The sequence below is a fragment of the Secundilactobacillus similis DSM 23365 = JCM 2765 genome, from assembly GCF_001311075.1.
Taxonomy (GTDB): Bacteria; Bacillota; Bacilli; order Lactobacillales; family Lactobacillaceae; genus Secundilactobacillus; species Secundilactobacillus similis.
This window is the reverse complement of the sequence record NZ_BBAD01000017.1, coordinates 34,414-49,974: the sequence shown is the minus strand read 5'-3', so window position 1 is coordinate 49,974 and position 15,561 is coordinate 34,414. Positions and strand designations below refer to the sequence as shown.

General features: G+C 49.4%; 11 protein-coding genes, 3 pseudogenes and 1 riboswitch. Of the genes and pseudogenes, 3 read left to right on the top strand and 11 right to left on the bottom strand.

All coding sequences use genetic code 11. The features are described from left to right. Positions 1–206 precede the first annotated feature (206 nt). From ribH to ribD, 4 genes and pseudogenes are all read right to left on the bottom strand, one after another. Complete coding sequence (gene ribH / locus JCM2765_RS05955; protein ID WP_054734897.1) at positions 207–671, bottom strand: 6,7-dimethyl-8-ribityllumazine synthase; 465 nt, start codon at positions 669–671, stop codon at positions 207–209. Positions 672–673: 2 nt separating this feature from the next. Next, a pseudogene (ribA, locus tag JCM2765_RS05950) lies at positions 674–1,881 on the bottom strand (GTP cyclohydrolase II). Next, positions 1,878–2,480 (bottom strand): riboflavin synthase, encoded by a 603-nt coding sequence (ribE, locus tag JCM2765_RS05945; RefSeq protein ID WP_054734894.1) that lies wholly within the window; start codon positions 2,478–2,480, stop codon positions 1,878–1,880. Before ribE ends, ribA begins: the two are co-directional and overlap by 4 nt. Positions 2,481–2,482: 2 nt before the next feature. Continuing rightward, positions 2,483–3,526 carry a bifunctional diaminohydroxyphosphoribosylaminopyrimidine deaminase/5-amino-6-(5-phosphoribosylamino)uracil reductase RibD gene (gene ribD / locus JCM2765_RS05940; protein WP_054734892.1) on the bottom strand — a complete coding sequence of 348 codons (1,044 nt, stop codon included), beginning with the start codon at positions 3,524–3,526 and terminating at the stop codon, positions 2,483–2,485. 137 nt (positions 3,527–3,663) lie between these two features. Next, a riboswitch (FMN riboswitch) is annotated at positions 3,664–3,818 on the bottom strand. 245 nt (positions 3,819–4,063) lie between these two features. Here ribD and JCM2765_RS16675 point away from each other — a divergent pair. Together JCM2765_RS16675 and JCM2765_RS05930 are read left to right on the top strand one after the other, a co-directional pair. Next, positions 4,064–4,606 (top strand): helix-turn-helix transcriptional regulator, encoded by a 543-nt coding sequence (locus tag JCM2765_RS16675; RefSeq protein ID WP_082405011.1) that lies wholly within the window; start codon positions 4,064–4,066, stop codon positions 4,604–4,606. Between the two features lie 112 nt (positions 4,607–4,718). Continuing rightward, a complete protein-coding gene (locus tag JCM2765_RS05930; RefSeq protein ID WP_054734890.1) occupies positions 4,719–5,639 on the top strand; it encodes a glutathione S-transferase C-terminal domain-containing protein in 921 nt (306 codons plus the stop codon). A gap of 353 nt (positions 5,640–5,992) precedes the next feature. Here the strand turns inward: JCM2765_RS05930 and JCM2765_RS05925 are convergent. The 3 genes and pseudogenes from JCM2765_RS05925 to JCM2765_RS05915 form a co-directional block, all read right to left on the bottom strand. Continuing rightward, positions 5,993–7,791: pseudogene (locus JCM2765_RS05925) on the bottom strand (heavy metal translocating P-type ATPase). A 679-nt stretch (positions 7,792–8,470) separates the two neighbouring features. Beyond that, entirely contained in the window at positions 8,471–8,908 is a 438-nt protein-coding gene (locus JCM2765_RS05920) for a universal stress protein (RefSeq protein ID WP_054734887.1), read from the bottom strand. A gap of 7 nt (positions 8,909–8,915) precedes the next feature. Further along, on the bottom strand, positions 8,916–10,502 hold the full coding sequence (locus JCM2765_RS05915) for an Nramp family divalent metal transporter (RefSeq protein WP_054734883.1): 1,587 nt from the start codon (positions 10,500–10,502) through the stop codon (positions 8,916–8,918). A gap of 358 nt (positions 10,503–10,860) precedes the next feature. On the opposite strand from JCM2765_RS05915, the pseudogene JCM2765_RS05910 reads away from it, so the two are divergent. Next, positions 10,861–13,591: pseudogene (locus JCM2765_RS05910) on the top strand (HAD-IC family P-type ATPase). A gap of 85 nt (positions 13,592–13,676) precedes the next feature. Here the strand turns inward: JCM2765_RS05910 and JCM2765_RS05905 are convergent. The 4 genes from JCM2765_RS05905 to JCM2765_RS18725 form a co-directional block, all read right to left on the bottom strand. Beyond that, a complete protein-coding gene (locus JCM2765_RS05905) occupies positions 13,677–13,988 on the bottom strand; it encodes a hypothetical protein (RefSeq protein WP_054734881.1) in 312 nt (103 codons plus the stop codon). Between the two features lie 20 nt (positions 13,989–14,008). Further along, a complete protein-coding gene (locus tag JCM2765_RS05900; RefSeq protein WP_054734879.1) occupies positions 14,009–14,191 on the bottom strand; it encodes a helix-turn-helix domain-containing protein in 183 nt (60 codons plus the stop codon). A gap of 134 nt (positions 14,192–14,325) precedes the next feature. Beyond that, a complete protein-coding gene (locus JCM2765_RS05895) occupies positions 14,326–14,955 on the bottom strand; it encodes a hypothetical protein (protein ID WP_054734873.1) in 630 nt (209 codons plus the stop codon). A gap of 458 nt (positions 14,956–15,413) precedes the next feature. Next, the gene (locus tag JCM2765_RS18725; RefSeq protein ID WP_263849328.1) at positions 15,414–15,548 is read right to left on the bottom strand and encodes a hypothetical protein; all 135 of its coding nucleotides are present in this window, start codon (positions 15,546–15,548) and stop codon (positions 15,414–15,416) included. Positions 15,549–15,561: the final 13 nt, after the last annotated feature.

Sequence of the window (15,561 nt, the reverse complement as noted above, 5' to 3'; positions counted from 1 at the left end):
GAGACGTGCTTTTCCGGCTCAGAATCGTGCCCACGGCGTTCCAGCCCAAATTTTCTGACCGACCGGCTGTGCCCACAATATTATCCATGATTAACGCGCCGACGAAGCCAAGTTTCACAAACTTCGCACACTTACGCTGGACACAATCGACAGCAAAAAAGCGAGTTCAGTCAACAACAACAACCGAACTCGCTCATCATATTCATCTACCGGAGTGCCCGTTCCAAATTAATCATCTCAACCACACCATCCGCGCAATCGGCACCTTTATTACCACCCTTACCACCAGCACGATTAATGGCCTGATCCAGGTTATCAGTCGTCAACACGCCAAACATCACGGGTACCGGTCCATTCAGCGAAACGTCCGCTAACCCACTAGCCGTTTCAGAACAAACGTAATCGTAGTGAGACGTTTCACCGCGAACGACTGCACCCAGTGCGATGATGCCGTCAACACTACCCTTGCTTGCCAATAACTTCGTAATGCGTGGCAATTCCATCGCCCCGGGCACCGACATCACAGTAATATCATCTTCCACAATGCCGTATTTTTTCAACTGATCGATTGCGCCCGCCTGCAGCTTTTCAGTGACCAGCGCGTTAAACTGCGCTGTGACGATACCAATCTTAAGTCCCTTGCCGTCTCGTGTTCCGTTGATTACTGTCATCTTTAAATGACCTCCTTTAGCATGTGGTGAAATTTTTGCTTTTTCGTTTTTAAGTACGCTTCGTTTTCCGTGGTCACGCCGACTTCCAGTGATTGGCGTGCGTGAACGTGGATGCCTGCGCTTCTAATTGTTCGATTTTATCCGGGTTATTGGTCATCAAATCAACGTTGGTGACCCCTTTTTGTCGGAGAATGGCGGCAGCTAACCCGTAGTTCCGGTCATCCGCAGGTAAGCCCAACTTCAAGTTCGCTTCCACGGTGTCAAAGCCCTGCTCCTGCAACTTATAAGCCTTAAGTTTGTTAGCTAACCCGATGCCACGACCTTCTTGTCGCAAATACAACACGGCGCCACGGCCAGCCGCTTCGATTCGACGTAGTGCTTCATGCAGTTGCGCCCCGCAATCACAGCGCTTAGAGCCGAACACATCGCCAGTTAAGCATTCCGAATGCAGTCGTAGTAACACCGGCACATCACCACTTAAATCGCCCTTCGAGATCAGCAACGTGGGTTCCCCTTCGTCACTCGTCTTAAAGGCTTCCATCTTAAAATGACCGTAGTCCGTTGGTAAATCAACCGTGGTGATTGCATCAACCGTCTTCAACTGTCGGTAACGAATCAAGTCGCCAATCGTGATCATTTTGGTCTGAGTACCTTCCGCAAAGGCCTTTAAGTCCTTGCGCCGGGCCATCGTACCATCCTTCTTCAAAACTTCACAGATATAGGCCACCGGACTACCACCAGTCAACCGTGCTAAATCAACCGCAGCTTCAGTATGGCCGTCTCGTTCCAAAACACCATTCTCCCGGGCAATCAGTGGGAAAATATGTCCCGGGTGATAAAAGTCGTCGAAGGTACTATCGCCATTGGCCAACGCCGCAATCGTATCTGATCGATCAAACGCGGAAATCCCAGTGCTGGTGGTTCGGGCATCAACACTAACGGTAAACGCTGTTCCAAACGCATCGGTCGCATCGGACACCATCGGCTTTAATCCCAACCGCTCAGCAACGCCGGCGCTCATCGGCACACACAGTAACCCGCGAGCCTTAGTCACCATCCGGTTCACGTTCTCCGGCGTGACGTAATCAGCTAATCCCAACAGGTCACCCTCAGCCTCTCGATCCAGTGAATCCGCAACAATAATTAACTTGCCCTGCTTTAACTCATCAACAGCTGCTTCAATGGTGGAAATAACGTCTTGATCGATCATGCGCGTGTCCCTCCTGGTTGGTTTGCCACAATGTATTTGCCCAAAATATCCGTTTCAATGTTCACCCGGTCACCAAGTTCTCGGTCACCCAGCACGGTTTCGGCTAAGGTGAACGGAATTAAGCTGACTGAAAAATGCGTCTGGTCGGTTGCCGTAATCGTCAGGCTCACGCCATCGATTGCGATCGAGCCCTTCTCAACAATGTAGGGCGCATACTCAGCACTAAGTTCAAACGTCAATACGATGGCGTTTTGATCCGCTTGCTTAGCGGTCAACACGGCGGTGGTGTCCACGTGTCCCAACACAAAATGGCCGTCTAACCGAGCTGATGCCTGTAGCGCTGGCTCCAAATTGACCCGACTCCCCACTGCCAACGCCCCAAGGTTCGTGCGGCGACTGGTTTCCGGCATCACTTCAACCGTCACTTGGTCTGTCGACACTGCCGTAGCCGTCAAACAAGTCCCGTTAATGGCGATACTATCGCCAAGTTGCGGTTGAATCTCGCGAAATAAATCTGCTTGCAACGTTAAAGTTGCCGTTTCATCTTGTTGATCGAGCTGCACGACCCGGCCAACGCCTTTAATAATTCCTGTAAACATCGCTACACCCTCCTTGCACGCACGCGAACATCGTGACCGAACTGGGTAATCGTTGGCGCACCGAGGTTAAACGCTGCCGTCAGCGGTTCGCCCACTGCGGCGGGTAACCCAGCACCACCCAACACTTTCGGTGCCACATAAACGACCAATTCGTTCACCAAGTCAGCCGCCAAAAACGCCGCCTGAACCTGACTACCGCCTTCAACCAGCACGGCTTGAAGCCCTTGTTCAGCCAGATATTGACTGATCACCACTGGCGTCCATTCTGGCCGAACCACGACCTTCACGTTTTCCGGTACCGACGTGGTTACTTCGGTTTCGCTCAAGAACCAGGTTGGCGCCGCGTTATTAAAGAGCTTTAGGCGCCGATCCAACTGATTCGCATCCCGGACCAACGCGATTCGAATCGGTGGAAAGGCCTGTTGGCGCGTGCGCACCGTCAATTGAGGGTCATCATTTAGTAGCGTATGCTCGCCAATCAAAATGGCGTGTTGCCGACTTCGCAACTGCTGCACGTCCTGTTGCGCCGGTTCAGACGTCAGCTGCGTTCTAGTCATCCCAGCGCCGTTGATCTTGCCGTCCAATGACATGGCGTATTTGAGAGTAAAATACGGTTGGTGGTGCTGATAAAAGTAGGTGTACGCCTCGTTGAGGTCGGCGGTCTGATTCAGCACCGTTACCGCAACGCCGTGGTCTTCAAGCAGTTGGATGCCTTTACCACTCACCAGTGGATTCGGATCCTGCTGACCAATCACGACCCGTGCAACGCCAACTTCCGCTAATCGCTTGGCACAGGGTGGCGTCTTGCCGTAGTGACTGCAAGGTTCCAACGTCACGTAAACGGTAGAATCCTTTGCGTCAGCCACGTCATCCAGTTGACTCAACGCATCCACTTCGGCATGCGCTTGACCAAACTGGTGATGGTAACCGGTAGCAATCACTTGGCCATCCTTGACGATCACCGCACCAACTTGCGGATTGGTCCAGGTGTCTAGCCCCTGATGCGCCGCTGCCACCGCTAACTTGAAATAGTCTTGATCTGTCAAATCTCATTCACCTCACGAAAAAAGCCCCAACCGCCAACTGCTTGGCGAACGGGGCTCATTAATTGATAAGCTAAACAAGATTTCAAACGAGTCACGGTACAGCAAAGAGACTGCACCCATGGTTTGAAAAAGTTGCGTTTTTTCTTCTCCCATCCAGACTTTAACTGTCGGTCCCAGACTCGCACTGGGTCAACCACGGAAAACCGTGGGTCACGGACTTCAGTCAACCGTACCCGTAAGTACGGCGACTGTCACCATCGGTCGGGAATTACACCCTGCCCCGAAGAAATCTATTCAGTTATTGGCATCATCGTACTATGAAACCGGTTGTAATGCAAGCAAGTGTCGAAAGTTCGGCACAAACTTTTGGAATGTTACATTAACTGTTTTGATAAAAATATTTCCCGGGTAATCGACTCAATATCCTGAATTTTCCCCTTGCCCGAGGCTCTTGCTTGTCCGACACTGCAATGCTTGGTACACTTGCTAGGAAAAGTAGCGCTCATATCTCACTATGGTTATTGAAAGGAGCACGTCATGTTAGGGACCACGCTAAAACAACGTCGGGAGGACCTGAGTCTCACTCAGCAACAAGTTGCCGATCAACTCCACGTTGCGCGCCAAACCGTCTCAAATTGGGAGACCGGCAAAAACTATCCTGACATCCCGACTCTGATCAAAATCAGCGACCTGTACGACCTGTCGCTGGATATCATGCTCAAGGGAGATGCAAGCTATATGACCCAACTTCAAAAGGATGCCCGCCAACTGAAAACCCTTAAAAAAATGCGGTTTCGGTTTGGCCCGATCGGAACACTGCTTTATAAGCACTACCACAATGATCCACGCTGGGGAAAGAAGAACTTTATTTTCTGGCTGTTTGGTGGCACATTTTTTAGTTACTCATTTGTCGTCATGATTGTCATCTACGTTATCGAACAGCTCGCCTGGCACGAGCCCATCTTTAAGGATCCGCTCACGATGCTCATTGAACTAGGGATATTTTTATTGATCCTGATTCCAGGCAGCATGGTTTATGGTCTTTGGGCGACGGATTATTTTCGCCAGCAGTATCGCTAAGTAGCACATCTTTTTCGTCATCAAAATTCAATTGTCCGCAAGCTAATCAATACCCTTTCGCGTTAAAATTAGGTACACTAAACCTAACTTACACGAAATCGAGGTCTTCATCATGGCAACCACTTCCGATAACGCCGCTTGTGCTTGGCAACCCAAGCAGCCTACTAATTCAACGTTTGATTTAAAATTTTCAACTGGCGAGCTTCCCGTTGAACCCAACCGTTACAGCTTAGTTTGGGGCCGATTCTGTCCTTGGGCAACGCCCGTCGCAATGTTGATTGATATTCTCGGTTTAGACCACGTCATCGCCAAAAGTCCGGTCTACGCCCTTCGCCACGATGGCATTAACGACGATTGGTTCTACGGCCCTCACGAGGGAGATACTGATCCAATTTTACACACGACCAGTCTCGGTGAGAGTTACCGCAAAGCCGATCCAACCTTTAGCGCCCGAGCTTCGGTGCCAGCTTTAGTTGACCGACAAACCGGTAAAGTCGTTAACGGCGAATCGGGTACGCTATTACCCGAACTCGCAACCGAATGGCACGACTACGTTGCCGCCGATGCACCAGATGTTCTACCCGCAGCCCAACGTGATGAGATTCTCGCCATGAACCAGCAAATCATCGATAACCTTTCTAAGCCGGTTAACGAAATCAACGACGTGACCACGCAAGCCGACTACGAACGACTATCCAACCAGTTCTTTGATCAACTGGCTGAATTTGACGACCGACTCGCTGATCAACCCTTCTTGTTCGGTGACCACGTAACGCTATCGGACCTACTGTTATTCGTTCGATTAGTTCGGTTTGATCTCGTTTATTACTTCCAAAACAAACTTAATCAAAAGCGGCTCGAGGACTTCCCGAACCTCTGGCGGTACGCAAAAGCTTGTTACCAGATTCCGGCATTTAAACAAAATACCGACTTTCTGGCGATCAAGCAACACTTCTTCCAAGTGAGTGAAACGGTGACCGATTTTGACCACGTTTTACCACTGGGACCAGATATGAGTAAGTGGGAAAATTAAGGGTAACTCAAAAAGCAACTGATGGTCGTTGAAATCAACCATCAGTTGCTTTTTAGTTTGTAGCTTGGGCAGTACGATTAACGTATCAACCATCTATAGGAGGTCACTTAGTGTTCAAATTTGAATTTCACCAACAAAACCAATTTATTAAACCACCCTATAACCGCTGGGCACATGCGTTAAACGTTTTTGATACCCTTATCCTGCTCATTACCCTGCCGCTATTTGTTATTAGCCTGTTCCATCATAATCTGCTATTTTCTGTAGTCTTAGGCTTACTTGCCCTCATCAGTAATCTCATCTTCGTTTTGTCACTTATTCTGGAACGCCGTGCCAAACGCCGCCAAATTCGCTCACGTTCTAGCCGTCCGCGCCCGCAAGGCCCACAGGATCGTCACGGTGTCGACAACTTCTTGGAACAGCGCCCCGATGATCGTCGGGATCACGCCAAAACTGGCGATCAACATCAGGATCGTACAAATTAGAATCCCAATCAACACTGACTGCCGGGCAACCGACATCGTTTCCCGGGAAATAACGACCGCGGTCGCCACCCGTTGTAAGTCATCCTTCAAAATGACAGCATCCGCCGATTCACTGGCCGCAGTGGCACCGTGAGCGCCCATTGCCAGCCCGACATCCGCGGTGACCAGGGATGGCGCATCGTTAACGCCATCCCCCACCATGGCGACTGGCCGGCGATCTTCGGCAACTTCTTTCAACACTTCAATTTTATCGTTTGGTAAACATTCCGCGTGAATTTCATCGATTCCAACCGCACCCGCAATCTTTTCAGCAATTGGTTTGCGGTCACCCGAAATCATCATCAGGTGATGAATCCCCATTTGGTGCAGTTTCGTCATCGTTGCTGGCGCCTCTGGTCGAAGTTCGTCTTCAAAGATAACGCAGCCGATATACTGTTCAGCCACCGCAACGTAAACTGCGGTTTCATCAACCCGTTGAATCGCACCGGCTGGTAGCACGAAATCAGCTTTACCAGCTCTGACAATCTGCCCATCAATAGTAGCTTGAACGCCACCACCAGTGGTTTCAACGACAGCGGTTGCCGCTGGTAATTGCGCTGGCGCAGCTTGAACCAGTGACCGAGCAAGAATATGGTTAGACTGCTGTTCAGCGGCCGCCGCAAGGGTCAACACCTGCTCTGCCGTCCAGCCCGTTTCTGGCCGCGTTTCCGTCACTTTTAAGTTACCTTGAGTAATTGTCCCAGTTTTATCAAATGCGACCGTCTGGACCTTCGCCAGCTTCTCTAACGTGGTCCCAGTCTTCACGATGATCCCACTTTGGCTGGCTCGACTCATCCCGGCAACCAGAGCCACCGGCGCCGCCAAAATCAACGGACAAGGTGAGGCCACCACCAACACTTGTGCAAAACGGGTCGGATCCTTTGAAACCGCCCACGCCGTTCCAGCGATAATGTACGCCAAAATCGTAAACGGCACCGCATACCGGTCCGCCATCCGAACAAAGTGTGCCGGTTGTTCTTCCGCCTGCTTCACTAACCGAATGATGTTTTGGTACTGACTGTCTTCAGCTCGCTGATCAGCCACCATTTCAAGCGACCCATCACCGTTGACTGATCCAGACATCAACGTATCACCAACTACTTTATCGACGGGCCGGGATTCACCAGTCAGCGAGGCTTCATCCAGTGATGATTGCCCACTTAAAATCGTGCCATCAACCGGCACAACATCGCCAGGTTTCACCAACAAATGATCGCCAACCTGAACCTTTTCAACCGGAATCGCCGTCACAGCATCCCCGTTCATCAAATGCGCTTGTTGAGGTGATTTCTCCAACAGCGCCTGCAAATCTGAGTTGGCCTTGTGCGCAGCATAGTCTTCCAGCGCATCCCCACCGGTCAGCATCAATAAGACGATCAAGCCGCCCAGTATTCACCAATTGCCAACGTCGCAACCACCGCAGTGATTGCGAGTAAGTCGACCCCAAATTTACCTGACCGAAGCGTTTTGACCATATCGACCAACATTAATAGCGCAATCAGTGAGCCCAAGATGGTCACGACGATTTGTGCCCAAAGCGCCTGCTGAAGACCGAAGTTGAGGATCAGGGCAATCACCCCAACAATCAAAACTGCCCAGAGCCGTTTGTAATTCGAAAGCTTTAACATTGTCGCCACCTCCTATATGTGTATCGTTGAACTATTCCTTATCTCAATTGTACACTAGGATATTCCGAGTTTCCTAACAGTTAGCTTAGAATAATTATTGTTTATGATTTTGGAATATTAGAGCGTTCGGAGAAGCGGTTAGAAGGTGGCGTCTAAGGCGGCCAAGTGAAAGTACCCGGTTTTTGGGTACTTTTGCTTGGCCCGCCTTAGACATAACCTTCTGCTTCTCCGAACGCGTTTCGGCGTGGTGAAGGGAAAAGGTTTTGAATTAGTACATACATTGTCGTCAAATCCCGGAACATTCAATCTCCAATGGCGCCGAAACAAACGTTGCCAGAATGCACGTCGCCAGGACCACTCTGTTATGGTCAACCGCAACGTTTCCTACATATAAACCTCTTTGTATCGGATCATCGATTACACCGGCTACGTCATTAGCCTACTTTCCAGCAAATCTTCACTACTACATTGTGGTCGTAAAGATTTGCTGGGTAAGCATCGAACGTGACTTCCTAACTGATACATCATCAAAGCTATTTCAATTACTTCAATACTGTCATCTAGCCGAAACGAGTGAAAAGGCGCAGGGCCCGGCCATATAAGACAAATAAAGCGTAGCACCCAAACCCGGGGTGCTACGCTTTATTTGTCTTATATTCTGGGCCCTAACCGCGCCTTTTCACTCTCTAATCACCATCACCGACACCGGCGCATACTTCGCCATGTAAGCCGCTTGGCTCCCAAAGCGACGTTGAACGCCCTTCTTGGCAATGGAACCAATTACTAACAAGTCCGGTTTGACGTGCGGGATCACATCATTCACAATCGTTTCCCCCGGATTGCCTTCCGACACGATAGCATTGACGTTTTCGATGCCCGCCGCTTGTGCTTGCTGGAGGTATTTTTGGATATGGGCTTCCAATTCCCGGCGTTCACCGTGAATGTAGTCCTTATCCATTACTTGATAGACGCTCATTTCGTGACTCTCTAACACGGAGACGATCGTCAAACGCGCACCTAATTGCTGTGCCGTATGAATCGCGTAATCAAACGCTAACAGTGCATCCGCTGAATCATCAACTCCAACTAAAATGTGCTTAAAATCAGTTTTTGTCATCTTCGATTTACGCCTCCGTAGCGGCTTCATCCGTGCCGTTCAACTTGGCTGCTAACCGCTTGTTACCGCGATGCAGATCGTAGATGGTCCAAACCAACAATGCTAAGACGGCCGCAATCAAGACGTATGCAATAACATCAGCCTGCATCAACTGTGCCTTCGTTGCGTTGTCGCCATAGAATCCTTCAACGGAACCCGGTAGGCCCTTCATGTTCAGGAACGTGAGCGCAATAACGGAGATCCAGCCAAACAACTTAACTAGGAAGTTGTTCTTGAACCGCTTGCCCATTTCTAACTCACTGTTGGTCATCATCAACAGTGGCAACATTGAGAATGGTAAGGCGAACGCCAAGAAGACTTGCGAATTATTCATCAAATTATTCAGGGCTTCGTGTTGCTTAATAGCGGATTGACCACCCGTTAACCCAACACAAATCAACACTGGTACCACAGAAATCAACCGGGTAACCAAACGACGGAGCCAAAGTGGCATCCGCATGTGGACGAATCCTTCCATGATCACTTGACCCGTTAACGTCCCGGTGATCGTGGAGTTTTGACCAGATGCTAACAGTGCCACCGCAAACAAAATGGACAAAATACCGGATTTAGCAACGCCAATCAACACACCGTTACTTAACATTGACGTATCTGATAGTGCTTGGAACAAGCCGAAGAACGATGGGTCCTTAACGGCACCGCTCTTGAAGACCGCAACCCCCATGATCAGCAGCAATGAGTTGACCACGAACGCAAATGATAATTGAATGTTTGAGTCCCAAGTTGAGAACCGAACCGTCCGAGCCACGTCTTCTTCATCGGTATGGTCAATCTTTCGTGATTGAGAAACCGCTGAATGCAAGTAGAGGTTATGTGGCATCACCGTTGCCCCAATAATCCCTAATGACCCTGAAATTGGGGTCATGCCCGCAACGTGTTCTGAACCGGAGAACGTCCGGGTCGTTGGCATCAAGCCGGCAAAAACACCGCCCCAATCAGGCCGTGACAGAATCACTTGGTACAAGAACACAAACAAGATGACCAAAATCAAACAAACCACGATGGCTTCAATCTTCCGGAATCCAATTTTGGTTAATAATAGCAGTAATAAAACGTCAAATACGGTAATGAACACCGCAATCACCAATGGAATGTGGAATAACAAGTACAGCGCAATCGCTGCCCCAATAACTTCGGCGATATCCGTCGCCATAATCGCTAATTCGGTCAATAGCCATAACACAACACCTAATGATTTACTGGTCCGCGCGCGAATGGCTTGCGCGAGATCCATCTGGCTCACGATGCCAAGTTTAGCCGCCATGTACTGTAGTAACATCGCGATCAAACTTGACATTAAGATAACAGACATCAGTAAGTACTGGAAATTTTGGCCCCCGGTGATGGACGTTGACCAGTTACCAGGATCCATGTAACCCACCGCAACTAACGCGCCAGGCCCTGAGTACATAAACAGCGTTTTCCAGAACCCCTTGCCTTTTGGCACTTCGACCGTACCGTTGATCTCTTCTAGTGATTTCCCGTTCGCATACTCGATCAACCGATGTTTGCGAGGGACGTTTTCATTCTCCAATTGAATGACCACCCTTCATGAATTTTTAAATCACAGTCATTGTACAATAGTTTATTTAATTTTTAAAATACTTTTTAGGGTAGCCTTAAACCAAAGATGGTATAACTTGGTTTTGAAAAAGCGCTTTCTTAGTTACAACCACGGTCTTGATGTGATTTAATAGAATTAGATAAAAAAGTTGGCTAGCCAAAATAAAGTAAACGTCTCATTTTCGAGAGAATTAGCTTGCCTTTATGCGATAGCTTAGATAATCTATTAATTAACACTACTGAAAGAAGGGATTAACTTGGAAGATCGTTACAATTTGGTAATTCCAGATCGCTAATCACTTGCACACACGAAAGGATGATTTTTTAACATGGCATTAGATGACAATCAATTAACAACTCCGACTGAAGACAGCGCTGACGCTGGACCCAGTCAGCAACAAGTCTGGCAACAAAGTACTTCTGGTTTGGAACAACAGTGGCAAACGGACGGTCAAGCAGGTCTCAGCACTGATGAGGCAACAAAACGACTGAACCAACAAGGCCCGAACGAACTTGAAGCTAAAAAAGTGTCTAACTTGTTGCGGTTTTTGAAGCAATTCAATAACAGTATCATTTACATCTTGGCGGCCGCCGCAATTTTGACCTTCTTCTTGCACCACTACTCCGATTCAATCGTTATCGGACTGGTGATCATTGCGAACGCCTTTATCGGGTATTTCCAAGAAGTTTCTGCGGATAACGCCCTTTCCAAGATCAAGGAACTCTTAGTTTCGGAAAGCTTCGTGATCCGGGATGGTCAATTAACCACGTTACCGTCACGTGAATTAGTTACGGGTGACTTGGTTCGACTAGAGGCTGGGGATTCAGTGCCAGCCGACCTTCGTTTGATCGACGCGGATAACTTGAAGATTCAAGAATCCGTGTTGACGGGTGAAACTGACTCCCAGGAAAAGATCGAAGACGCCATTGATGACGCGAACCTCCCACTAGCTGAACGTCGCAACCAGGCATTTGCCTCGACGGCCGTTACCAGCGGTTCTGGGTTAGGGATCGTGATTGCCACTGGTGCGCACACCGAAATTGGGAAGATCCAACAAGATGTTGCTGAAGTCAAGGAAAAGCCAACGCCGTTAATGCAAAACCTGAATCGGTTAGGGTTCGGCTTATCCTTAGCGATTGTGATTGCTGCCGTGTTACTGTTCATCCTGGGTGCAATCATCCAAGTTTACAGTTTACCAACTGTTAATCGCCGTCGTCACAATGGTCGTTGGGTCAATGCCTGAAGGACTGCCCGCTAGTACCTCAGTGGTGCTGGCCATGGGAACCCGTCAACTGACCAAGCAACACGCGATCGTTAAAACGTTGCCCGCCGTTGAAACACTGGGGGCCGTGGACATCATTAACACCGATAAAACCGGGACCTTAACCAAGAACGAAATGACGGTCACCGATATTCTGACCGCCGATAATCAATATACCGTTTCTGGTGTTGGCTACGATGATGCTGGTCAAGTCCTGACAACTGATGGTCAAGAAGTCGATTGGCGTCATAACGACAACTTAAACTGGTTAGTTGAAATCGCCGGTCAGACTTCTGACGCCGTCTTCAACTTTGAAAATGACCAGTGGCAACTGACCGGTGAACCAACCGATGGGGCGTTGACCGCCCTCTTCCATAAGTTAACTGGTGAAACCCCGGAAGCGGCTGAAATCGATTCGTTACCATTCGACTCCGCTTTCCGTTATTCCGCTCGATTAGTTGATTTTAACGACCAACGCGTCCTCCTTGTGAAAGGGGCGCCACAAACCTTGGCCAAACTGGTTCAAGACCACGGTGGCCAAGTTGAAGCCGGCAGTATGGCTGATCAAATGAGCCAACTGACTCGCCAAGGTAAGCGAGTGGTTGCGATGGGTTACCAAATCATGTCCCGGGAAATTACCGAGATCGATGCCAACCAAATCGGTGACGGCTTAAAGCTTGTCGGGTTAGTCGGCATCATTGACCCACCTCGTCCTGAAGTTGCGGACGCTGTGAAGCAGTTACGCTTCGCTGGGATCCAAGTTAAGATGATTACCGGTGACGACCCTGAAACGGCCGCTGCCATTGCTAAGCAACTGAATTTAGCCGATAATCCGAAGGCGATTACCGGTCCTGAATTAAACGAACTGTCTGATGAACAGCTTCAAAACGTTATCGATAGTTACACCGTCTTCGCCCGAACCACCCCCGCTGATAAACTGCGAATCGTGCGCGCCCAACAAGCCAACGGTCACGTTGTTTCAATGACGGGTGACGGGGTCAACGACGCCCCCGCCCTCAAGCAAGCCGATATTGGGGTTGCCATGGGGATCAAGGGGACCGATGTGGCCAAGGGTGCCGCCGATATGGTTCTGGCTAACGACGACTTCACCACCATCCTCGCCGCCGTTAAGGAAGGCCGTCACGTCTTCGATAACATTCGTAAGACGATTCGCTTCCTGTTACCAACCAGTTTCGCGGAAGGTCTGATCGTGGTCCTCAGTATCGTGATGGACCAATCGTTGCCACTCTACCCAACTCAACTGTTGTGGATCAACATGGTGTCAGCGTTAACGATTCAATTTGCCTTCATCTTCGAACCGGTCGAAAGTGGCATCATGGTTCGTGGTCCGCGAGACGTTAAGGCTGGGATTTTGTCCAAGATGGACGTGTTCGAAGTGGTTTACGTCTCGTTACTGATTGCCGGGTTAGGAATGTTCGCCTACGACGCCTTAGTTGGCCACGGTATCAGTGCCTTAGTCGGCAGTACCATGACGTTAAACGTGGTGATCTTCGGTAAGATTTTCTACCTGTTCAACTTGCGGAATAACCACCCCGTTATTTCAAAATACTTCTTCCAAAACAAGATGGCTTTCTACATCATCGCCGCTTTGATTGTCCTGCAGATGGGCATTATCTACCTGCCATTCATGCAAGACATCTTCCACACCACCAGCGCGAACTTCACGTACGGTTGGTTAGTACCGATCATCGCTGGGATCGTGGTCCTGATTGTGACGGAAATCGTCAAACTTGGCCGGTTGCAGTGGGATAAGATGCACCGGGATAAGATTGCTTAAGCTTCAACCTAATCAATAACTAAAAGCAGGTCACTCGCACAGTTGCTGTGTAAGTGACCTGCTTTTTATGTTTCCCCGAAAATTTCTATTGTCCCGTGAACCCAGCAATAAACCCCTGAATAAACGAATAAATAAACGGAATCAGATACAACGTGAACACCACGATGCCAAGCACAACCGATTTCCGTGAAAGCAACTGATTAACCGCCCGCCAGTTCAACGTAAACAACCAAACAATCAGTAAGACAAAGGCGCCCCAGTTAAACCACGTGTCCACAACGTTGAAATCAATCCGCATCGCCAACATTACGATCATGACGATGGCCGCTAACCCAATGCTATTCCACACAATCTTCTCAACGGGCGTTACCCGCTGCGCATCCTTTAATTCTCGCATCAATGCCTCATCCTTTCGAATCAACTCTCTAACGACACCCCAAATAAATCACTCATCGCCACCACGTTGGCGAAGCTTGGCAACGCCGTCTCCTGTTCCCATTTTGAAATCGATTGGCGGGAAATATGGAGCTGATCCGCTAACTCTTGTTGCGACCACCCCCGCTGTTGCCGCTGCTGTTTTAACCTGGCGCCGATGTGCATGTCTGACTCCTCCTCTTTTGTTAACACTCAAAGCATAGCATGATGGTGATCAAGCTGGTCGCACCGCTTGGTTGCAGGCGGTATTTGACCACAAATAAAAAGACGCTTCCAGCCGGAAACGCCCGTTATTACGGCTAAGATAAGCCCGTCCATACGTAATAAATTTGCCGTTGCGGCCCGACTGCGTAACTATCGTAAGTCCCGTTTGCAACCGCCCCGTTCGCCCGTAGTTTGAGTTGATTCGTATGTGCAGTCGTTAGTCGCGCTAACGACGTCTTCAACGTCAACACCGTGGTTTGGCCACTGCGCCAACTCTTGGTAACTTGCGCACTTGCGACTGGCGCTTGATTATCAACGCTACCATCTCGGTACATTTCCACCCGACCGTCCGTGGTCACGTTGATGACCGGCTGCGTTGTATCATAGTTGACTCGCCGTTGCTTAAGCTGACTAAACTGATCGGTTGCAACCCGCCGACTCGCTTTTAAGTCCTGCATCGGCACCGTTAAATACCGCCGGCTTGTTTGTCGCCGCAACTGATACCGCAACCGTTGCATCTCCACGCGCGCGTATCGTTGCCCGTTATGGGTCACCTGACTGGCAACTGAAACCCGCGTATTCTTCGGCACCGTAATCTGTCCGACCCGCACCGTTTTCGTGGTCACGGCATACCCAGCTTCAGCTCGCGCCGTTGTATGAATGATTTGAATGGCACCCAGGCCAATGATGCCTGCGATGATCCCAACTACCCATTTTGCGTTCATTTTTTAAATCCCCCTTGGTTCGAAATTAACATAGCGTCTATTGTATCATGTTGACTTGGCGATTGGGTTGGTTTGGGGAATTTCCTGGGAAATATTCTTTGGGGCAGGGTTTGAAGGAATAGTATTGGTTAATTTGGGGCCGAAGATTGGTAAACGCACATCGGCTGATAATCGATAGCTGCGTTACTCATCGATGATTTACTGGCGACGCTCATTCCGATTACTTTGTTTTCGGCGCCACTTGAACTTTGCCGTTCCGCTTGCCTGATTCATTGTGAAGTTTGTCAGCGATATTGCATCTAGGCCACCGTGCCGAAATGCGCGAAGTAAGGCAGAAGGCTGCATATAAGGGCGGGCCAAGCAAACCTACCAAAAACCGGTAGCTTCGCTTGGCCCGCCCTTATATTTCGCCTTCTAAACGCCTTACTTCGCGCTCTACATACTTCCAATCAACGTCATCACAAACCAACCTGCCACGCAACATAAATCAACGTTGCCAACAATCCCAACCGAAACGGCCAGGTCCAGTGACGGTAATAGCTAATGCTAGTCACCAGCAATAGCGCAATAAAGATCAGTAATAACCAACTCATCAGGCCCATTCCT